The 20,365-nt window shown below is 70.3% G+C and carries 23 protein-coding genes; 11 read left to right on the plus strand and 12 right to left on the minus strand.

What is annotated here, in order from left to right:
• Positions 1-44: 44 nt before the first annotated feature.
• The 7 genes from SRB17_RS15870 to SRB17_RS15900 all read right to left on the minus strand — a co-directional run bounded on the left by SRB17_RS15870 (position 45) and on the right by SRB17_RS15900 (position 6,614).
• Entirely contained in the window at positions 45-1,121 is a 1,077-nt protein-coding gene (locus tag SRB17_RS15870; RefSeq protein ID WP_153539066.1) for a hypothetical protein, read from the minus strand.
• Positions 1,121-1,783: an RNA polymerase sigma factor gene (locus SRB17_RS15875; RefSeq protein ID WP_323375626.1), complete on the minus strand. Its 663-nt coding sequence runs from the start codon at positions 1,781-1,783 to the stop codon at positions 1,121-1,123. The genes SRB17_RS15870 and SRB17_RS15875 overlap by 1 nt, the downstream gene beginning before the upstream one ends.
• A gap of 316 nt (positions 1,784-2,099) precedes the next feature.
• Entirely contained in the window at positions 2,100-2,795 is a 696-nt protein-coding gene (locus SRB17_RS15880) for an RNA polymerase sigma factor (protein WP_228396112.1), read from the minus strand.
• A 176-nt stretch (positions 2,796-2,971) separates the two neighbouring features.
• Complete coding sequence (locus tag SRB17_RS15885) at positions 2,972-3,361, minus strand: hypothetical protein (RefSeq protein ID WP_323375628.1); 390 nt, start codon at positions 3,359-3,361, stop codon at positions 2,972-2,974.
• Positions 3,362-3,520: 159 nt separating this feature from the next.
• Positions 3,521-4,075, minus strand: coding sequence for a hypothetical protein (locus SRB17_RS15890; protein ID WP_153539068.1), 555 nt, complete (start codon positions 4,073-4,075; stop codon positions 3,521-3,523).
• Between the two features lie 92 nt (positions 4,076-4,167).
• Positions 4,168-4,866, minus strand: a complete 699-nt coding sequence (locus SRB17_RS15895) for a DUF4328 domain-containing protein (RefSeq protein WP_153539070.1) — start codon at positions 4,864-4,866, stop codon at positions 4,168-4,170.
• Positions 4,867-4,997: 131 nt separating this feature from the next.
• Complete coding sequence (locus tag SRB17_RS15900; RefSeq protein WP_153539786.1) at positions 4,998-6,614, minus strand: beta-N-acetylhexosaminidase; 1,617 nt, start codon at positions 6,612-6,614, stop codon at positions 4,998-5,000.
• A gap of 193 nt (positions 6,615-6,807) precedes the next feature.
• Here SRB17_RS15900 and SRB17_RS15905 point away from each other — a divergent pair, with 193 nt between their 5' ends.
• From SRB17_RS15905 to SRB17_RS15945, 9 genes are all read left to right on the plus strand, one after another.
• Positions 6,808-7,380 (plus strand): 2-oxo-4-hydroxy-4-carboxy-5-ureidoimidazoline decarboxylase, encoded by a 573-nt coding sequence (locus tag SRB17_RS15905; protein WP_323375629.1) that lies wholly within the window; start codon positions 6,808-6,810, stop codon positions 7,378-7,380.
• A gap of 193 nt (positions 7,381-7,573) precedes the next feature.
• Positions 7,574-7,954 carry a succinate dehydrogenase, cytochrome b556 subunit gene (gene sdhC / locus SRB17_RS15910; protein ID WP_323375631.1) on the plus strand — a complete coding sequence of 127 codons (381 nt, stop codon included), beginning with the start codon at positions 7,574-7,576 and terminating at the stop codon, positions 7,952-7,954.
• A 5-nt stretch (positions 7,955-7,959) separates the two neighbouring features.
• Positions 7,960-8,442, plus strand: a complete 483-nt coding sequence (locus tag SRB17_RS15915; RefSeq protein ID WP_153539072.1) for a succinate dehydrogenase — start codon at positions 7,960-7,962, stop codon at positions 8,440-8,442.
• 19 nt (positions 8,443-8,461) lie between these two features.
• Positions 8,462-10,216 (plus strand): succinate dehydrogenase flavoprotein subunit, encoded by a 1,755-nt coding sequence (sdhA, locus tag SRB17_RS15920; protein ID WP_153539074.1) that lies wholly within the window; start codon positions 8,462-8,464, stop codon positions 10,214-10,216.
• Complete coding sequence (locus SRB17_RS15925) at positions 10,216-10,995, plus strand: succinate dehydrogenase iron-sulfur subunit (protein WP_153539076.1); 780 nt, start codon at positions 10,216-10,218, stop codon at positions 10,993-10,995. The genes sdhA and SRB17_RS15925 overlap by 1 nt, the downstream gene beginning before the upstream one ends.
• Positions 10,996-11,097: 102 nt before the next feature.
• Positions 11,098-11,508, plus strand: coding sequence for a VOC family protein (locus SRB17_RS15930; protein ID WP_153539078.1), 411 nt, complete (start codon positions 11,098-11,100; stop codon positions 11,506-11,508).
• 83 nt (positions 11,509-11,591) lie between these two features.
• Entirely contained in the window at positions 11,592-11,999 is a 408-nt protein-coding gene (locus SRB17_RS15935; protein WP_153539080.1) for a hypothetical protein, read from the plus strand.
• Positions 12,000-12,004: 5 nt separating this feature from the next.
• Positions 12,005-12,565 (plus strand): thiol-disulfide oxidoreductase DCC family protein, encoded by a 561-nt coding sequence (locus SRB17_RS15940; protein WP_153539082.1) that lies wholly within the window; start codon positions 12,005-12,007, stop codon positions 12,563-12,565.
• Positions 12,566-12,598: 33 nt separating this feature from the next.
• Positions 12,599-13,363 (plus strand): TetR/AcrR family transcriptional regulator, encoded by a 765-nt coding sequence (locus tag SRB17_RS15945; RefSeq protein ID WP_323375633.1) that lies wholly within the window; start codon positions 12,599-12,601, stop codon positions 13,361-13,363.
• Here SRB17_RS15945 and SRB17_RS15950 read toward each other — a convergent pair whose 3' ends face one another.
• Both SRB17_RS15950 and SRB17_RS15955 read right to left on the minus strand, forming a co-directional pair.
• Positions 13,364-14,908: an ABC transporter substrate-binding protein gene (locus SRB17_RS15950; RefSeq protein WP_153539084.1), complete on the minus strand. Its 1,545-nt coding sequence runs from the start codon at positions 14,906-14,908 to the stop codon at positions 13,364-13,366.
• Positions 14,909-15,201: 293 nt separating this feature from the next.
• Positions 15,202-15,441 (minus strand): SCO4848 family membrane protein, encoded by a 240-nt coding sequence (locus tag SRB17_RS15955; protein WP_153539086.1) that lies wholly within the window; start codon positions 15,439-15,441, stop codon positions 15,202-15,204.
• Between the two features lie 91 nt (positions 15,442-15,532).
• On the opposite strand from SRB17_RS15955, the gene SRB17_RS15960 reads away from it, so the two are divergent.
• Positions 15,533-16,756 carry a D-alanyl-D-alanine carboxypeptidase gene (locus SRB17_RS15960; RefSeq protein WP_323375635.1) on the plus strand — a complete coding sequence of 408 codons (1,224 nt, stop codon included), beginning with the start codon at positions 15,533-15,535 and terminating at the stop codon, positions 16,754-16,756.
• On the opposite strand, the gene SRB17_RS15965 is transcribed toward SRB17_RS15960, so the two are convergent.
• Entirely contained in the window at positions 16,704-17,627 is a 924-nt protein-coding gene (locus SRB17_RS15965) for a YihY/virulence factor BrkB family protein (RefSeq protein ID WP_153539090.1), read from the minus strand. The genes SRB17_RS15960 and SRB17_RS15965 overlap by 53 nt on opposite strands.
• 145 nt (positions 17,628-17,772) lie before the next feature.
• Between SRB17_RS15965 and SRB17_RS15970 the strand changes: the two genes are divergently transcribed.
• Positions 17,773-18,507 carry a decaprenylphospho-beta-D-erythro-pentofuranosid-2-ulose 2-reductase gene (locus tag SRB17_RS15970; protein WP_323375637.1) on the plus strand — a complete coding sequence of 245 codons (735 nt, stop codon included), beginning with the start codon at positions 17,773-17,775 and terminating at the stop codon, positions 18,505-18,507.
• A gap of 11 nt (positions 18,508-18,518) precedes the next feature.
• Here SRB17_RS15970 and SRB17_RS15975 read toward each other — a convergent pair whose 3' ends face one another.
• The gene (locus SRB17_RS15975; RefSeq protein ID WP_323375638.1) at positions 18,519-19,103 is read right to left on the minus strand and encodes a 2'-5' RNA ligase family protein; all 585 of its coding nucleotides are present in this window, start codon (positions 19,101-19,103) and stop codon (positions 18,519-18,521) included.
• A 176-nt stretch (positions 19,104-19,279) separates the two neighbouring features.
• Entirely contained in the window at positions 19,280-20,296 is a 1,017-nt protein-coding gene (gene trpS, locus SRB17_RS15980) for a tryptophan--tRNA ligase (protein WP_153539093.1), read from the minus strand.
• Between the last annotated feature and the right edge of the window lie 69 nt (positions 20,297-20,365).

Genomic DNA, 20,365 nt, shown 5'->3' on the forward strand with positions numbered 1-20,365 from the left:
GGTCAGAGGGATTTCACGGTGCGGGTTTCGGAGCGGCCGACGGATCAGAGCGCCGTGTAGGTCGGGCTCGGCATGGGGCCCAGAATGGTGCCGGTCGTCCGCCGGGCGGGGTGGGTCGCGGCGTTGGCCGTGGGAGCGAGCGCGGCGCCGTCGCCGTGCCGGCCCCTGCCGCCGCCGTTGCCCTTGCCGTGGCCGCCGCCCTCGCCGGGGTGGCCGTCGCCGCCCCGGCCGGGGTTGCCTTCCTCGTCGCCGCCCTTGCCCTTGTTGCCGCCCTCGTCGCCCTTGCCGCCGCTCGTCCCGCCGTCGCCCGAGTCGGCGACGGACAGCACGACCTTGCAGTACCGGCTGACCCGGGCGCTGCCGCCCGCCAGGTTCTCCAGAGCGCGCCGGCGGCCGGCGTCCAGTTCCCTGCCGTCCCGGATGTCCCGGCAGGCCGCGTCCCGCCACCGGCCACCGGGGGTGCCGGAGGAGTCGCCGGCGCCGGGCGCGGTGCTCCTGCCGTGACGGTCGTCCGGTGTCACCGCCCTGCCGGAGGCGCCGCGGCTGGTGCCGGTGCTGCCGCTCGGCACCCCGGGCCCCGCGGTCGGACCCGGGGTGCCCTGCGGGACCGAGGCGAGCGGCGCCCTGGAGGTCGGGCCGGTGGAGACGGAGGTGGCGGGGCGGGGGTGCTCGGGCCCGAACGGCGTGGGCAGCACCCCGGTTCCGGCGGCCATGGCGACCCCGCCGACCGTGCCCACGGCCACCGCCGCGGCCAGCGCCAGGCGCACCGGGCGGGCCCAGCGGGGCCGGCGGGCCGTGATTCCGGTACGCGACCGGGCGCCGATGCGGACCAGGCCCGCGTCGGCGCCGGGTACGGGCAGGGCGGAGGTGGCGTCGGCACGGCCGACGGCGGTGCGTTCGGTGCCGGCTGCCTCGCGGGCCTTGCGGAACGCGGCCAGGGCGGCCTGTTCGCCGGGGAGTTCACCAGCGGCGGGGGCGGCGTGCGCGGTCAGTGCGCCGAGTGCCTGGGAGAGGCGTTCGGCCTGGTCACGGGCGGAGGCGTCGACGGCTTCCAGCGACTCACCGCGCAGCAGGCGTTCCGCCGTCTCACGGTTCAGCCACTTGTCCTGCTCGTCGGCCATCACATGTCCTTCTGCGTCCGCGCACGCGTATCCGTCACAGTTGCGGACGACACCGCGCGACCGCGCGGTTCTCGCTGGGGCGGCAGAGCGTCGAGCGCGCCCGCCGATTCCGGATCCTCGCCGAGCAGTTCCGCGAGCCGCTTCAGACCGCGGTGCGCCGCGGTGCGTACGGCACCGGCGCGTTTGCCGAGGGTCTCGGCGGCGCTCTTGGCGTCGAGGCCGACCACGACGCGCAGGACGACCGCCTCGGCCTGGTCCTGCGGGAGCCGCGCGATGAGCGAGAGGGTGCTGTCGGTGGTCAGGGCCTCGATGGCCTCGCCGGCCGTGTCGGACTCGGCGGCCCGGCCGGTCAGCTCCGTCTCGTCGCCGCCTATGGCGGGGCGGCGGCCCCGCATGCGTATGTGGTCCAGGGCGCGGTTGCGGGCTATCCGGGCGGCCCAGCCGCGGAAGCGGTCGGCGTCTCCGCTGAACCGGTCGAGGTCGCGGGCGATCTGCAGCCAGGCCTCGGACGCCACGTCCTCGGCGTCCGGATCGCCGACCAGCGTGCGCACATATCCGAGCAGCCGTGGATGCACCGCGCGGTACACAGTACGGAACGCGGTCTCGTCTCCGTCCTGCGCCGATCGCACCGCGGCGGTCAGCTCCGCGTCGTCCCCCAGCACCTGACTCCCTTTACGCCTGTTTCCCGGTCGGCGCGAAAGGCACGTTACGGCGTCAAACCGTTCCCCGTCCATGTCCGTAGAAGATGCAACTAACTCGTGACCGGGTGCGGATGTGCGCAGGGTGAGGATCGGCGGTGGCCGGGTGTGACAGAAACAGCACGCACGGCGCTGTAGAGGATACGGGCCGTACGCGGCCCGACCGCGCGACGGCCGGGGCCTCTCCTGTGGGGGGTGGCGGCCCCGGCCGTTGCCCTTCGCGGCATGCCCGGGTGACGAGGATTACTTCTTCCCCGATGCCCGATGGTCCGAATTGCCGCTATTGTCGGCCTTCTTCCCCTGGGTGGCTGCCACTTGGGCGGCGCGGGCGGCCGCGAGGTGCCGGGGCGGACTCCCCCAGCGCCCGGGTGCCGGTATCCGTCACGGCCTCGTCCGCCGGGTCAGGGGCGCCCAGTTGCCGGGCGAGGCGTTTCAGTCCGCGGTGCGCCGCCGTGCGGACGGCGCCGGGGCGCTTGCCGAGGACGCGTGCGGCGCCGGGACCGTCGAGGCCGACGACCACCCGGAGCAGTACGGCCTCGGCCTGGTCGCGCGGCAGGATGCGCAGCAACTCCAGCGCCCGTGCGGTGGACAGCGACTCCAGGGCCTGGTCGTGGGTGTCGAGCCGGCCGGGCAGCTCCAGCATCTCCTGTTCCAGCGGCGCGGCCTGCGGCCGTACCCGTCGGCGGCGCAGATGGTCCAGGGCACGGTGCCGGGCGATGGTCGCGGTCCAGCCGCGGAAGCCGGCACCGTCGCCCTTGAACCGGCCCAGGTCGCGGGCGATCTCCAGCCAGGCCTCGGACGCCACGTCCTCGGCGTCCTCGCCGACCAGGCCCCGCAGATAGCCGAGCAGGCCGGGCTGCACGATCCGGTAGGCCACCGCGAAGGCGGTCTCGTCGCCGTCCTGGGCCCGCGCGACGGCCGCGCCCAGTTCCCCGTCCCGCGGCTGCGGGCGACGGGGTTCCCCTGCCTGGCCCAAGACGTCCTCGTTCGCGCCGCGTTCATGGCCACTGCGTGGCACGCCTCTCACGGTCCGACACGCTCCGGCCGTGTCTCCGCCCTCCACGGTGATCAGCGCCGGACCTCACAGAAGTGTCACAGCGAGGCGATGTGCCTTGCCATGGCCGGCCAGTGCGTCCCCGTGCGGGCCGGCCGTCAGTGGGCGGAGCCGGTCGCGTCCCGGCAGAGCAGGCGCAGCGAGCCGTTGCCGTCGTAGGCGCGCCGGGCCTCCTCGATGGGGTCCCAGAGCCGGCCGTCGGGGGTGCGCACCCAGTGGTCACGGCCGGTCGCCCACCACTCGGCGCCGCTCTGCCGGACGATCACCTCACCGGCGTAGGCGCCGAAACCGCGCAGCACGCTCTCGACGGCGGCGTACGGCGGTCCCTCGCGCCGGATCTCCTCGATCATCCGGTCCACCCGCCACAGGCTCTGCGCCGAGTAGTCGAGGCGCACCCGGGCGCCCTCGCGCATGGTCGCCACGGTGTCCGCGGCCCACCGCACGGGCTTCGCGGCGGCGTGCGGCCTGGTCTCCTGCTGTGCTGTCACGTACTGGGCTGTCACATAGGGAAGAGCGACCGGGACGAGGCAACCGTCACCGCATTCCGAATCGATTCGCCAACCGTCGCAGGACTAGCCCAGGTCCACCTCGGGACACTCACAGGACTCGCCCACACAGGGGGGTTTGAACGTCCGTACGGGCACTTCTCAGGACCCGGCGCGCTCCCGCCGCGACACCACCGCGCGCAGCACCCGCCGCCCCTCGATGGAGAGGTCGAGCGCCCGGCGCAGGCCATGCGGACCGTGCTCGGCCAGGACGTCCAGCACCGCCGTCTGCCGGCGCAGCTCCGCCGCGACCAGCGGAGGCAGGTCCGCCGTCTCCCCCGACCGCCCGGCGTCGAGCCCGTCGGCCGCCGACGTGCCGTCCGCCGCCGGGTCCAGCAGCCGGTGGATCCGCAGGGAGGCGACCGAGCAGGCGTCGGCCCAGGGCCGCAGCGCGTCGTCGGTGCGCTCGGCCGGGGCCGCGTCCAGCATGCGCCGGACGAGCAGCGCGGCCTCGTCGTCCGGCTGCCCGGCACCGAGCGCGTCGCGCGCCTTCTCCAGGCTCACGCCCCAGTCGGAGCCGTCGGCAAGGCTCGCCCACAGCGGCCGCAGCAGCTCGTCGTCGGCGCCGAGCAGCGGCAGGCACCGATCCAAACAAGCCAGCCCGCTGGCGGCCAGTCCGCGTGCGTCGGCCTGTGCGATCCGTTCCACCAGGCTCATGAAATGTCTCCCTCGCCGGGGCACCGACCGTTACGGAGCCCGCACTTCCCTTTACTGCGTGAGACGGCGCGCGAGTGTCACAGCGGATGATTTCAGCCAAGAACCGGAGCCGGCACCGGACCCACGAGGGCCTTGCGTACCTGCATCCGGGTCAGGCGGACGACGACCACGATCGCAAGTACGGCGGCCCCGATGTCGACCGCGTCGGAGAACAGCATCTGCCCGGCGGCATTGTGCAGCAGTCGCTCCGTGTGGGCGTGATTCCAGCTCATGGAGGCGAGCCGGCCGGTGAGGATGCTGATGATCCACAGCGTCCACCAGGCGTTGACCGGACTGTGCCGGGCCCGCGCGCCCCAGGGCACGCTCGTGTCCCAGATGTTCAGCACGATCCGGCGCGGAAACCACAGGTTGACGATCGGGCAGAACCAGCCGCCGATCGTCCAGCCGCGCCCCATGACGTGTGCGGACCGGTCGAACACCTCGGCGTTCACCCGCACCCGCCACAGCCAGCACAGGTAGACGACGGCCGTGGCGAGCAGCGTCCACGCCTGGGTGAAGCCGGCCCAGTGGTAGAGGGTGTCGGCGTGCTCGGCCCGGTGCAACATCCCGGCGCCCGTGGCGCCGTCTGCGATGTCACCGGCGGCGTTCATCTCCAGCAGGTCGGCGTAGCAGCCGAACACGTCGGCGGCGATGACGACCCCGAGCAGAACGCCGACGGCCCGGCCGAGCCCCACGGGCGAGCGAAGCACGGCACCGGGCACGAACGGTGGTGCGGGCGTGGACGTGGTCATGAAGGGATTCCCCCCGAGGTGACGATGGCGCCGCGCGGCACTCCCCCGGCCGCACACGCGAACACCGGAACATATGGCCGCCCGGCACCGTACGTCCACCAGGTTGCGATCGGCCCGGTTCCGCAGGCCCGTCAGCCCAGCCGGTTCGCGAGGTTCCGGAAGTCGGTCCAGGACAACGCGGGTGTGCCCGGGGCCCACAGCTTCTGCGCGGTGGCCCGCAGCGGCATCCGGATGCCGGCCGCGACCTGGCTCTCGGTCTGCGCGTTCGGGAAGTCGCCCCACACCGCGAACGAGCCGCCGAGGATCTGCCCGTCGTAGTGCGCCGGCACGGCGGTCGTGCCGCGCAGCACCCGCGGGTTCCACTGCTCGTAGATGCGCTGTCCGGTCGGATAGACGAAGGTCTGCGGCTGGCCGAGCACGTAGTAGAGGAACTCGTCGTTGTAGTTGATGACCTTCCGGCCCGCGCTCAGATGGTCGACCGGCTGCCGGGCGCCGATCTCCTTGCCGGTCCAGTAGGCGACCTGGAGGTCCTTGGCCGGCTGCACGGACGTACCGCGGTAGAAGCCGTCGTTCCAGGCCCGCATGGTCCTGTCGTGCGCGCGGACGGTGGCGGCGCGGTCGTTCAGCCAGCCGGTGGTGAGGTCGGCGACCGTGCCGCCGGAGCCGTACTTCTGCCGGGCCGCGGCCGCGAGCTGCGGATAGGAGGCCTGCGGGTCCTTCACGGTCAGCGCCTGGTACTCGTCGCCGCCGAGGTGCCACTGGTTGCCGGTGAACAGCCCCGCGTACTCGTTCAGCAGATCGTCCACGAGCTTCGCGGAGGCGGGCCTGGAGATGTCGATGGCGCCCTTGGTGGCGACCCCGCTCGCGTTGCGCAGTTGCAGGTCGGGGTGGGCGGCGAGGACGGCGCCCAGATGCCCCGGCGAGTCGATCTCGGGCACGACGGTGATGTGCCGGCTGTTCGCGAGGTCCACGATCTTCTTGACCTGCGCCTTGGTCAGATGGTCCGTGGAGACGATCTCGGGGTGGGTGCTGGACTCGATCCGGAACGCCTGGTCGTCGGAGAAGTGCAGCCCCAGCTCGTTGAACTTCAGGTCCCCCAGCTCCCGGATCCGGTCCTCGATCCAGGACTCGGAGAACGGTTTGCGCGCGATGTCCAGGTTGAACCCGCGCACCGGCTTGGCCGGCTCGTCCCGCACGACCCCCTCCGGGGCCGTACCGCCGCCGTGGACCTCCTGCTTCAGCGTGCGGGTGCCGTAGAAGACGCCGGCCTCGCCGGGCCCGCTGATGTCGACCCGCCCCGAGCGGACGGTCATGGTGTAGGACTCCTGGTTCCCGTCCCCGCCGCCGAGCGCCAGCCGGACGTCACCCGCGCGCACGTCGTCCTTCTCCCCGGCGTAGGTCAGCCCCAGCTCCCCCGCGATCAGCTGCCCTTCGTCGGCCAGTTCCCCGTCGCTGATCACCACCCGGTCCGCCTTCTGCGGTTTCCAGCCGGGCCCGCGCGCCGGGGTGTGGGAGCGCACCGCGGGGATCGTGCGCGGCGCCTGGGACAGCGGATAGGAGCGCGTCGGACTCGCCGAGGGCGTGGCCGCCCCGTCGGAAGCGCTGCCGGACACCCGGCCGGGCGACGACTGCCGCGCGCCCCCTTCCCGCGTCCCGCCGCCCCCACCCGACGAGGCCCACACGCCGACGCTCGTGCCGATCGCGACGGTCCCGACGACCGCGGCGGCCACCACCGCCCGCTTCCGCATCACCTGCTGCGCCGGAGCACGGCGCTTGTGCTGGGTCACTCGACCAACGTACGACCGATCCGCACCGCGTCCGTCATCCAGGCATTCCGAAACTCTTCCGTCCGGGTGAATTTCAGGCACCACGCGGACACACGGTGACCAATCTCGATAGCCTGACGACACACCTTTCACAGCATCCCCTGCCACGCCCCCTGTGACGCGAGGACCCACGCTGCCCGCCCACCGTCTTCCGTATCTCCCCAAGCCCCTCGACGCCTTCAACGCGGCACCGGCCGACGAGGCGCGCGCCCTCCTGCTGCGCTGCCTGCACAGCCTGCGCTGGTCCCACCGCGTCGCCGACCACCGCCCCTACCCCGACCTGGACTCCCTCCTGGCCGCGGCGGACGAGGCGGCGTACGACCTGTCGCCGACGGATCTGGCGGAGGCTCTGGCGGGAGAGTCCCTTCCCGACCTGCCGGCGGACACGTACTCCGCGGCCCACATGGCGCTGAGCGCCGCCCATGCGGCCTACGAGGCGAGATTCGGACATGCGTTCGTCATCTACCTGGGCGACACCCACCCGGACGAATCCCTCGATCGGACCCTCGAAGCAATCCGATCACGATTGACAAACGATCCCGAGGAAGAGCGGGTCATAGCGGCGGAGCAACTCCGGCGCCTTGCAAGAAGCAGACTGGGCACCTGCCTAGGGGGCGCGAGGCTGCATCCATCAGCGGCTCCGCCGCGGGGCGCGACCAGCGACAACGCACCCGCACCCGGCAAATAACCGGACACACCACCCCAGTAGCCGTCCGGCGCCTAACCCATCCGGTGCCAATTTGATCACACAAGGTAGGCCCCCCGTAAAGCACAGCGCAGCGCATGGCTACGATGCTGGGGGCCGGTGGACCGTACCCGGCCGGGCCCGACCGACACCGAAGCCGGCGCGGCCCTAATCCCCGCTCCCGGAGGGTTCTTCCGTGCCGGCTGGAACGCTGTACCGCGGCCGGGAAGGAATGTGGTCCTGGGTGGCTCACCGAGTCACCGGCGTCCTCATTTTCTTCTTCCTGTTCGTTCACGTGCTGGACACCGCTCTCGTGCGTGTCTCCCCCGAGGACTACGACAAGGTCGTAGCCACGTACAAGACGCCGATCGTCGCGCTGCTGGAGTACGGCCTCGTCGCCGCCATCCTCTTCCACGCGCTCAACGGCCTGCGCGTCATCGCCGTCGACTTCTGGTCGAAGGGCCCGCGCTACCAGAAGCAGATGTTCTGGACCGTGATGGGTGTCTGGATCGTGCTGATGCTCGGGGCGATCTACCCGGTGCTCGGCCACGCCGCCCGCGTTCTGTTTGGGAGCTGACGCCGATGTCCACGACTGAAACCGCCGCGTCCGGAGTGGGCCCCGTCGAGGGCGCCCCCGTCTACACCGTCGACAACCCGGCCCCGCTGATCGAGGCGCCGCGCAAGCGCACCAAGAAGTCCCCCAAGTCGACGCGGGGCAACTTCGAGCTGGCGGCCTGGCTGTTCATGCGCCTGTCCGGCGTCGTGCTGGTCGTCCTCGTCATCGGCCACCTGCTGATCCAGCTCGTGCTGGACGGCGGTGTCTCCAAGATCGGCTTCGCCTTCGTGGCCGGCCGCTGGGCGTCCCCGTGGTGGCAGGTCTGGGACCTGCTGCTGCTGTGGCTCGCGATGCTGCACGGCGCCAACGGCCTGCGCACGGTCATCAACGACTACGCCGAGCGTCCGGCCTCCCGCATGTGGCTGAAGGCCCTGCTGTACACCGCCACGGTGTGGACCATCCTGCTGGGCACGCTGGTGATCTTCACCTTCGACCCGAACATCCGCTAGGCACGGGGCTGCGAGAATCATGAAGATCCACAAGTACGACACCGTCATCGTCGGCGCCGGTGGCGCGGGCATGCGTGCCGCCATCGAGGCGACGAAGCGCAGCCGCACCGCCGTGCTGACCAAGCTCTACCCCACCCGTTCCCACACGGGCGCCGCGCAGGGCGGCATGGCCGCCGCGCTCGCCAACGTGGAGGAGGACAACTGGGAGTGGCACACCTTCGACACGGTCAAGGGCGGTGACTACCTGGTCGACCAGGACGCCGCCGAGATCCTGGCGAAGGAGGCCATCGACGCCGTCCTCGACCTGGAGAAGATGGGCCTGCCGTTCAACCGGACGCCCAACGGGACGATCGACCAGCGCCGTTTCGGCGGTCACTCCCGCAACCACGGCGAGGCCCCGGTCCGCCGGTCCTGCTACGCCGCGGACCGCACCGGCCACATGATCCTCCAGACGCTGTACCAGAACTGCGTCAAGGAGGGTGTGGAGTTCTTCAACGAGTTCTACGTCCTGGACCAGCTGATCACCGAGGTCGACGGCGTCAAGAAGTCCGCCGGTGTGGTGGCCTACGAGCTGGCGACCGGCGAGATCCACCTCTTCCAGGCGAAGGCGGTCATCTACGCCTCCGGCGGCTGCGGCAAGTTCTTCAAGGTGACCTCCAACGCGCACACCCTCACCGGTGACGGCCAGGCCGCCGTCTACCGCCGGGGTCTGCCGCTGGAGGACATGGAGTTCTTCCAGTTCCACCCGACCGGCATCTGGCGCATGGGCATCCTGCTCACCGAGGGTGCGCGCGGCGAGGGCGGCATCCTGCGCAACAAGGACGGCGAGCGCTTCATGGAGAAGTACGCTCCCGTCATGAAGGACCTGGCGTCCCGTGACGTCGTGTCCCGTTCCATCTACACGGAGATCCGCGAGGGCCGCGGCTGTGGTCCCGAGGGCGACCACGTCTACCTCGACCTGACCCACCTGCCCCCGGAGCAGTTGGACGCCAAGCTGCCCGACATCACCGAGTTCGCGCGCACCTACCTCGGCATCGAGCCGTACACGGACCCGATCCCGATCCAGCCGACCGCGCACTACGCGATGGGCGGCATCCCGACGAACGTCGAGGGTGAGGTCCTGGCGGACAACACCACCGTCGTCCCGGGTCTGTACGCGGCCGGCGAGGTCGCCTGTGTCTCCGTGCACGGCGCCAACCGCCTCGGCACCAACTCGCTGCTGGACATCAACGTCTTCGGCCGCCGCGCGGGCATCGCCGCCGCGGAGTACGCCCACACGGCGGACTTCGTCGAGCTGCCGGAGAACCCGGAGTCCCTCGTCGTCGAGCAGATCGAGCGGCTGCGCAACTCCACCGGCAACGAGCGGGTGGCCACGCTCCGTCGCGAGCTGCAGGAGACCATGGACGCCAACGTCATGGTTTTCCGCACCGAGCAGACGATCAAGACGGCCGTCGAGAAGATCGCCGAGCTGCGCGAGCGCTACAAGAACGTGGCGATCCAGGACAAGGGCAAGCGGTTCAACACCGACCTGCTGGAGGCCATCGAGCTGGGCAACCTGCTGGACCTGGCCGAGGTCATGGCCGTCTCGGCGCTGGCCCGCAAGGAGTCCCGCGGCGGTCACTACCGCGAGGACTACCCGAACCGCGACGACGTCAACTTCATGCGCCACACCATGGCGTACCGCGAGGTCGGCGCCGACGGCTCGGAAACCGTCCGTCTCGACTACAAGCCGGTCGTCCAGACCCGCTACCAGCCGATGGAGCGTAAGTACTGATGGCTACCCCCGTTCTGGACAAGGAAGAGGCGGCCGGCAAGCCCGAGCCCGGTTTCGCCGACTCCCCCTACATCACGGTCACCTTCCGGGTCCGCCGGTTCAACCCGGAGGTCTCGGCGGAGGCGGCCTGGGAAGACTTCCAGCTGGAGATCGACCCGAAGGAGCGCGTCCTCGACGGCCTCCACAAGATCAAGTGGGACCTCGACGGCACCCTCACCTTCCGCCGCTCGTGCGCGCACGGCATCTGCGGCTCGGACGCGATGCGGATCAACGGCAGGAACCGCCTCGCCTGCAAGACGCTGATCAAGGACATCAACCCCGAGAAGCCGATCACGGTCGAGCCCATCAAGGGCCTGACGGTCCTGAAGGACCTGGTCGTGGACATGGAGCCGTTCTTCCAGGCGTACCGGGACGTCATGCCGTTCCTGGTCACCAAGGACACGAACGAGCCGACGCGCGAGCGTCTGCAGTCCGCCGAGGACCGTGAGCGCTTCGACGACACCACCAAGTGCATCCTGTGCGCCGCGTGCACGTCGTCCTGCCCGGTGTTCTGGAACGACGGCCAGTACTTCGGTCCGGCCGCGATCGTGAACGCCCACCGCTTCATCTTCGACAGCCGTGACGAGGCGGGCGAGCAGCGCCTGGAGATCCTCAACGACCGTGACGGCGTGTGGCGTTGCCGTACGACCTTCAACTGCACGGACGCCTGCCCGCGCGGTATCGAGGTCACCAAGGCGATCCAGGAGGTCAAGCGCGCGCTGATCACGCGTCGCTACTGATCGTCCCGGCACCTCCCGAGAGCCCTGCTTCCGAGCGTTCGGAAGCAGGGCTCTCGGGCGTTTTTGTCGGATTTCAGCGCTCGACGGTTCTAATGTGACGACATGTCAGACGATGAGTCGTACGAACTGCTCGGTTTCGACAACGTGCTGCTCCCCGTCGGCGACCTCGGCGAGGCCGTCGGGTTCTACGAGCGGGCCGGGTTCAGAGTCGAGTTCCGGTTCGAGGAGGGCGGGATCGCCCTGCTGAAGATCGGCAAGGAGACCCCCGGGATCCTGCTGTGCGCCGAGGAGACGCTGGGGCGCCGGTCGCCGCCCTGGCCCGCGCCGCGCATCTGGCTGGAGGTGCCGGACGCGCGAGCGGCGGCGCGGAAGCTGACCGCCGCCGGTATCGCGCCGCTGGACGAGGTGCTCCCGGTGGCCACCGGCTGGACCGTGGAGATCGCCGACCCCTGGGGCAACGTCCTCGGATTCACGGACTACACCAAACGCCCGGAGCTGGGGCGCAGAAGCTGAGCGCCATTGAGTTGAACATGTTCAAAAGCGAGGCTACAGTCACCCCCGTCAGCGTTTTGAACGCGTTCAACAAGGGGTGGGGTATGGACCGCACGGTCATCGCCTACGTCATCTACCTGGTCGTCAGCATCGGGCTGACCGTCTGGGTGGCCCGCACGCTCAGCCGCAACGGCCGGATCTTCCTCGCCGACGTACTGCGCGGCAACGAGAAGCTCGCGGACGCCGTCAACCACCTCCTGGTCGTCGGCTTCTACCTCGTCAACCTCGGCTTCGTGGCGCTGTACCTGAGCGGGGACGAGACGATCGAGGACACCCGCGGCATCTTCGAGGCCCTGTCGACCAAGCTGGGCGTGGTCCTGCTGGTGCTCGGCGTGATGCACCTGGGCAACGTGTACGTGCTCAACCGGATCCGCCGGCGTGGGATCATGGAGCGCGAGGAGCGGCCTCCGGTCGGCCCGCAGGAGTGGATCACCCCGGCGGCCGGAGCGTGACCGCCATGACCACCACGAAGGACCGGGGCGTCACGGGGGGCGTCCCGGTCCGCCGGCTCACCGTCCTGTACGACGCCGAGTGCGGGCTGTGCACCCATCTGCGCGGCTGGCTGGTACGGCAGCCGCAGCTGGTGCCGCTGGACCTGGTGCCGGCCGGCTCGGAGCGGGCCCGGACCCGCTTTCCCGGGCTCGACCACGCCGCCACGCTCGACGAGGTCACCGTCGTCGGCGACTCCGGGCAGGTCTACCGGGGCTCCCGCGCCTGGATCGTCGTGCTGTGGGCCCTGCGCGAGCACCGGCCCCTCGCCCACCGGCTGAGCACCCCCTCCGGCGCCCGGCTCGCCCGCGGGGCGGTGCTGGCGGCGGCGAAGTGGCGGGGTGCGCAGCGGCGCGACGCCGGGTGGAACTGGGGCGGGACGGCGTACCGGAGGGCGGACATCAATGGGGGCGGCGCGCAGCGCCTCGTTCAGGGGCGGCGGTCGGGCGACGGGTGGGTATACCGTCCGGAGACCGGCTGGCGTTACGAGCCGTCCTCCTGCTCCGGCGGAGCCTGCTCCACCGGTTAGGCCCTCGGGCCGCACTCGTTAGGCTCTCCTACCGTGCCCGCGAAGAACGACGGCCCCGAGACGGCCGGCTCCCCCAGCAGCAAGTCCGAGCAGACCCGCGCGCTGATCCTGGAGACCGCGATGCGGTTGTTCCAGGAGCGCGGGTACGACAAGACCACCATGCGGGCCATCGCCAAGGAGGCCGGGGTCTCCGTCGGCAACGCCTACTACTACTTCGAGGGCAAGGAACACCTGATCCAGGGCTTCTACGACCGGATCGCCGCCGAGCACCAGAGGGCGGTCCGCGAGGTCCTGGAGAAGGAGACCGACCTGGAGGCGCGGCTCGCGGGCGTGCTCACCGTCTGGCTGGACATCGCCCGGCCGTACCACGAGTTCGCCGTGCAGTTCTTCAAGAACGCCGCCGACCCGGACAGCCCGCTCAGCCCCTTCTCCCCGGAGAGCGAGCACGCCCGTGAGCAGGCCATCGCGGTTCACCGCGAGGTGCTGGCCGGCTCCAAGTCCAAGGTCGCCCCCGAACTCCGGGACGTCCTGCCGGAGTTGATGTGGCTGTCCCAGATGGGGCTGGTCCTGTACTGGGTCTTCGACCGGACCGAAGGGCGCGAGCGCAGTTACCGGCTGGCCCGGCGCGGGGCCCGGCTGACCGCCCGCGGGGTGGCGCTCGCCCGGTTCCGGGTGCTGCGCCCCCTGGTCCTGGAGGTCCATGAGCTGTTCACGGACTTCCTGCCCGGCATGACGAAGGCACTGCCGGATCCACGGTCCGAACGGACCAAGGGGCGCGAGAAGAAGAGCGAGGGCTGATCAGAGCCACTGCAGGCGCCACAGGCGGAAGACGCCCGTGCCGTCGTCCAGGTACTGGCTGCCGCCCACGTCCTCGGTGCTGACCACGTACTCCTTGCGCTGCCACAGCGGGATCAGCGGGACGTCCTGGGCGACTGCCGCCTGGATGGCCCTGAAGTCGTTGTCGACCTGGCTGCGGTCGGCGTACTGCTGGCTGTGCAGGATGAGATGGTCGACCAGCTTGTTGCTGTAGCCGGTGCTCATCGTGGAGCCGGTGCCGACGAGCGCGGAGCCGAAGGTGTCCGGGTCCGGATAGTCGGGCACCCAGCCGACCGCCCACGCGTCCATCTTCCCGGTGGCCCAGCGCTTCTGGAAGTCGGTCCACTCGTACCCCTGGACGTCCACCTTGAACAGGCCGCCGGCCTCCAGCTGCCGCTTCAGCGCCGCGGCCTCCTGCTCACCCACGCCCCGGTTCTTGCCGTAGCCGAAGGTGAACCGGACGGGCAGGGACACCCCGGCCTGGGTGAGCAGCGCCCGCGCCTTCTGCACGCTCTGCGTCGGGTAGTCGTCGAAGAACGACGTGGTGTGGCCGGTGATGCCGGTCGGGATCAGCGAGTACAGCGGGTCGACCGTGCCCTCGTAGACCGACGAGGCGAGCTGCTCGCGGTTGACCAGCCAGGCCATCGCGCGGCGCACCCGCACATCGTGCAGAGGCGAGTTGGCGCGCGTGTTGAGGTACAGGTTGCGGGTCTCGGCGCTGTCGGACTCGGTGACCCGCTGGTTGGGGTCGCTCGGGTTCAGCGCCGAGAGCACGCTCGGCGGCAGCTCCCGGGTGGCGACGTCGACCTGCCCGTCCTTCCAGGCGCTGTCGAGCTTCGCGGAGTCGGCGTAGTAGCGCAGGTCGATCGGGCGGCCGGTGCCGCTGAGGTAGCCCTTGTAGCGGCTGTTGGGCTGGAGAACCGCCTTCTGGTCCTTGGCGTACGACGTCAGGGTGTACGGGCCGGTGCCGTCGACGCCGGTGTCCTTGCGCAGTGACTCGGCCGGGTACTTGTCCTTGTCCACGATCGCCCCGGCGCCGGTGGCGACCTTCAGCGGCCAGGTGGCGTCGGGGGACGACAGATGGAAGGTGACGGTCGTCGCGCTGTCGGCACTCACCGAGGCGAGCGTGGAGAACAGCGACGCCGGGCCGACATCGGAGTTGATCTTCTTGACCCGGTCGAAGGAGTACTTCACGTCCTCGGCCGTCATCGTGCGGCCGCTCGGGAAGGTGATCCCGGAGCGCAGAGTGCATTGGTACGTCCGCAGACCGCTGCCCTGGAAGGCACAGCTCTGTGCCGCGTCCGGGACCGGCGCGACGCCGCCCGGCTCGAACGTCAGCAGCGACTGGAAGACATTGCTGAACAGCGCCCAGGAACCGGCGTCGTAGGCGCCCGCCGGGTCGAGGTCCGTGACGGCGTCCGTCGTACCGACCGTGATGGTCTTGTTCTTGTTTCCCTGCGACGGCAGTAGCTGCCAGCCGCCGATTCCCGCGATCGCGAGCACGAGCAGTGTCACGAGAACGCGCATGCGAATCGATCGCATGGTGGTGCCCTCCCCAGGCCCCTTCAAAGGCCCTACCCCTGACCAGCACGATTTCGCCACTCCCCTCGTGGCGCGGCTCACCTAATCACACGGGTTTCGCCTGGGGGAAGGGCTTTCTGACCAGATGGTGAAAGAACTTACCGAGGCGTTGTTTCCCCCGGGTTTCACAGCGTCTTCACAGGAGTGGGAGCGGTTCCCGCCAGGAGCGGTGCGGGTCGGTCACGCGCGCGCGGCGGCGTACGGCGGCTATGGCGTGCGGACGGCTAGGGTGCGGGCGGCTATGACGCGCGGCGCAGTGCGCGCAGTCCGCGCAACCCGATGACCCCGATGACCGTCCCCAATACGAAGGAAACGACCGCCAGCAGCAGGTGCACCCAGAAGTACGCCGTCGGGTGACCGTTGTCGAAGGCGAGCCCGCTGCTGTCCTTGACCAGGTTCTTGACGAAAGTGACCCAGATGACCCAGGACCACACCCCGAAGGCGAGCAGGAACCAGGAGACCGGGCGGCTGAGCTTCATGCGACCAGTATTGCCGTTCGCCCTTCGGTTCTGTGCCGGGGGTGAGGTGGGTCATGGGATTTCATGGCCGACAAAAGGTACGTTCTCGACCGTGTCTGCACTGAAGAAGACCGGTCGGCGATCCCTGCTGGTCACCTCCGCCACCCTGCTGTCCCTGTCCGTGACCGCGCCCGCCGCCCTCGCCGCCCCGGCCCCCTCGACGAGCCCGACGGTCACGCCCCCGGCCGGCATGTCGACCGTGGGCGGCGTCCGGCTGGGCCGGCCGGGCACACAGGTCAATCTCGCGCCGGGTGTCCCGGTGCTGCCGAAGGACATCACCGCGCGTTCCTGGATCGTCACCGACGCCGAGTCCGGCGAGGTGCTCGCCGCGCACAACGCGCACTGGCGGCTGCCCCCGGCGAGCACGCTGAAGATGCTGTTCGCCGACACCCTGCTGCCCCGCTTCCCGAAGGAGGAGAAGCACAAGGTGGTGCCGTCCGACCTCGCGGGCATGGGTGTCGGCTCCAGCGTGGTCGGGATAAAGGAGGGGCACACCTACTCCGTCCACGATCTGTGGCTCGGGGTCTTCCTGCGCTCGGGCAACGACGCCGTGCACGTGCTGTCCTCGATGAACGAAGGTGTCGCACAGACCGTCAAGGACATGCAGGACCACGCCGACGAACTGCAGGCCCGGGACACACACGTGGTCTCGCCCGACGGCTACGACGAGCCGGGTCAGGTGTCGTCGGCGTACGACCTGACGCTGATCGCGCGGTCCGGGCTGCAGAAGAAGGACTTCCGTGACTACTGCTCGACCGTCAGCGCCAGGTTCGAGACGGGCGAGATCCGCAACACCAACCGGCTGCTGAGCGGTGACACCGACGTGCCCGTCTACCAGGGCATCGCGGGCGTGAAGAACGGCAACACCACCAACGCGGGCGCCACCTTCACCGGGGTCGCCGAGCGCAACGGCCGAGTGCTGCTGGTCACGGTGATGCATCCGGACAAGCCCGAGCACAACGAGGTCTACAAGGAGACGGCCAAGCTGTTCGACTGGGGCTTCCAGGCGGCCGGCAAGGTCAACCCGGTGGGCGAACTGGTGCCGCCCAGGAGCGCCCTGCCGAGCCCTGACCCCGGTGCCTCCGCCGGGAAGTCCGCGGGGAGGGGCGGATCCGAGGCCAGGCCGGTGGCCGGTGCCACCGCCGGCTCCGGCTCCGGCGTCGGCACCGCCGCGGCCATCGCGGGCGGGGCGGTGGTGCTGCTCGCGGGCGCCGCGTTCCTGATCAATCGCCGGTGGCCGCTGCCGGACCTGATGCGCCGTCGGACGCGTCCGTGACGTCGGCGGCGGGCTCGGCCTCCGCACTCCGCGTCGCCGTCCAGGACGCGCAGAACAGCACGAGTTTCGCGGTGAAGTTGATCCAGAGGAGCAGCGCCACGGGGACGCCGAACGCGCCGTACATGCTCTTCGCGGCGACTCCCTGGATATAGCCGCTGAGCAGCAGTTTCAGCAGTTCGAAGCCGACCGCGCCGAGCAGTGCGGCCACCACCAGGCGGCGGCGCGGCGGCTCGACGCCGGGCAGCAGGGTCAGGACGTAGAGCAGGACGAGGAAGTCGGCGAGCACGGCGACGGCGAACGCGGCGATCCGCAGCAGCGCACTGCCCCAGCCGTGCTCGGCCAGGCCGAGGTTGCGCGACACCACTCCGACGGCGGCCGAGGCGAGCGTGGACGCGGCGAGCGTGACCAGCAGGGCGCCGCCGAGGCCGAGGAGGATGCCGGCGTCCTTGGCCTTGGCCACCACCGGGTTCTGCTGCTGGTCCGGCAGCTCCCACACCGCGCGCAGACAGGACCGCATCTGGCCGACCCAGCCGATGCCCGTCACCAACAGCAGGGCGCCCGCGATGACGCCGACGGTGCCGGCGTTGTGGACGAGCGAGGTGAGGTCCAGCCGGCTGGAGAGGACGCCGGGGAACTGCTCGGCGATCTTGTGCTCGACGGTCTTCTGCCGGGCCGGGCTGAGCGTGGCGGCGCTGACCGCGGCGACCAGGGTCAGCAGCGGGAACAGCGCGATGAAGCTGATGAACGTCATGGCGGCGGCCAGCCGCGTCCACTTCACCCGGTCCAGACGTTCGTAGCAGTGCCACGCGTGCGTCTCCATCAGCCGGACCACGATCGGCCCGATGCCGGGGAGTCTCTTCAGCCAGTCCATGATCCGCTCCTGCCCCTGACCGCGCGCTCGTAAGACATCCCACTAATCACCCATTGTGTGGAGCGGGCGAATGTTCAGTAACTAATCCCTCATATAGGGACGATACGGTCACCGACATGCCTCCGGATCCCCGCTAGGAGCTGATGTGAAGGACGCTTTCGGTCTCCCCCAGTCCCTGCTCGTCCTCGGCGGCACGTCCGAGATCGCGCTGGCCACCGCGCGCCGGATGATCGCCCGTCGCACCCGCACGGTGTGGCTGGCGGGCCGCCCCTCACCGGCCCTGGAACAGGCCGCCGAGAGCCTGCGCGCACTCGGCGCGGACACCCGTACCGTCGCCTTCGACGCCCTCGACCCCGAGTCCCACGAGACCGTCCTCGGCAAGGTCTTCGCCGAGGACGACATCGACATGGTGCTGTTCGCCTTCGGCATCCTCGGCGACCAGGCCCACGACGAACGGGACCCGGTACGCGCCGTCCAGGTCGCCCAGACCAACTACACCGGGGCCGTCTCCGCCGGCCTGGTCGCCGCCCGCGCCCTGCAGACCCAGGGGCACGGATCCCTCGTGGTCCTGTCCTCCGTGGCCGGCGAGCGGGCCCGCCGCGCCGACTTCATCTACGGCTCCAGCAAGGCCGGCCTCGACACCTTCGCCCAGGGCCTCGGCGACGCCCTGCACGGCACGGGCGTGCACGTCATGGTCGTACGGCCCGGGTACCTCCGGGACGGGGGGCCGCTTTCGACGACTCCGGAAGCGGTGGCCACGGCCATCGAACTGGGCCTGCGCAGAGGCTCGGAGGTGGTGTGGGTGCCGGGGGCACTACGGGTGGTGATGGCGGCGCTGCGGCACACGCCGAGGGCACTGTTCCGGCGCCTTCCGGTGTAGCGGCCCCGCCACTACGACACCGCGCTGCTGCGGCCCGCCCCTCGCAGCGCACCGGCCTGCGGAGGCACCACAGATCCCCCGAACGTGTACTCCCGCAACTTCCGCCAGACCCCGTCGGTCCCTTGCTCGTACAGGGCAAAACCCGTACACGGCCACTGCGCGTCGAACCCGGCCAGCTCCTCGAACGCGCGGTCCATCGCCGCCTCGTCGATGCCGTGCGCGACGGTGACATGCGGGTGGTACGGGAACTGCAGCTCGCGCGCCACCGGCCCCGAGGCGTCCCGCACCCGCTGCTGCAGCAGGGTGCAGTCCTCGGCACCCTGGACGACACGGACATAGACCACCGGGGACAGTGGACGGAACGTGCCCGTGCCGGACAGCCGCATCGGGAACGGCCGCCCGCCGGCCGCGACCTCGGTGAGGTGCGCCTCGACGGCCGGCAGCTCGCTCTCGTCGAGCTCGGTCGGCGGCAGCAGTGTGACGTGCGTGGGGATGCCGTGAGCCGCGGCGTCGCCGAAGCCCGCGCGCCGCTCCTGGAGCAGGCTGCCGTGAGGCTCCGGGACCGCGATCGACACGCCGATCGTTACGGTCCCCACGTCGTCTCCTGTCGTGTGTCTGTTTTTGTCACGTCCGTCGGCTATCGACTGTACGGCTATGGCTGTCCTGTGGGCAGGCGCGGCGGAAGTGATGTGCAGCGCTCTGCCCACCCGGACGTGCGTACGGTCGTGCGCCTCGGTGCCGGTCCGTGCGTCTCAGTGCGTAGCCGTGCGTCTCAGTGCTTCGCCGGCAGGAAGCCCACGCGGTCGTACGCCTGCGCGAGCGTCTCCGCGGCGACCGCGCGCGCCTTCTCCGCGCCCTTGGCCAGGATCGAGTCGAGGGTCTCGGAGTCGTCCAGGTACTGCTGGGTGCGCTCCCGGAACGGCGTCACGAAGTCGACCATGACCTCGGCGAGGTCGGTCTTGAGGGCGCCGTACATCTTGCCCTCGTACTGGCGCTCCAGCTCGGCGATCGACGTGCCGGTGAGCGTGGAGTAGATGGTGAGGAGGTTCGACACGCCCGGCTTGTTCTCCGCGTCGTAGCGGATCACGGTGTCGGTGTCGGTGACGGCGCTCTTGACCTTCTTGGCGGTGGCCTTCGGCTCGTCGAGCAGGTTGATCAGGCCCTTCGGCGTGGACGCCGACTTGCTCATCTTGATCGACGGGTCCTGCAGGTCGTAGATCTTCGCCGTCTCCTTGAGGATGTACGGCGACGGGATCGTGAACGTGTCGCCGAAGCGGCCGTTGAAACGCTCGGCCAGGTCACGGGTCAGCTCGATGTGCTGGCGCTGGTCCTCGCCGACCGGCACCTCGTTCGCCTGGTAGAGGAGGATGTCCGCGACCTGCAGGATCGGGTACGTGAACAGGCCGACGGAGGCGCGCTCGGCGCCCTGCTTGGCGGACTTGTCCTTGAACTGGGTCATCCGGCTGGCCTCGCCGAAGCCGGTGAGGCAGTTCATGATCCAGGCGAGCTGGGCGTGCTCGGGGACGTGGCTCTGGACGAAGAGTGTGCAGCGGTCGGGGTCCAGACCGGCCGCGAGGAGCTGGGCGGCGGCCAGGCGGGTGTTGGCCCGCAGCTCCTTCGGGTCCTGCGGGAGCGTGATCGCGTGCAGGTCGACGACCATGTAGAACGCGTCGTGGGTCTCCTGCAGGGCCACCCACTGGCGGACGGCGCCGAGGTAGTTGCCGAGGTGGAACGAGCCGGCGGTGGGCTGGATGCCGGAGAGCACGCGAGGTTCGTCAGCAGTGGCCATGTTTTTTATTGTTGCAGAGAGCTCGGGGGCTTCTGTGCATGGGGAACTGCGGACCGTGGTGGGCCGGTC

It is taken from the genome of Streptomyces sp. RB17 (assembly GCF_009604455.1).
In the GTDB taxonomy this organism is placed as follows: domain Bacteria; phylum Actinomycetota; class Actinomycetes; order Streptomycetales; family Streptomycetaceae; genus Streptomyces.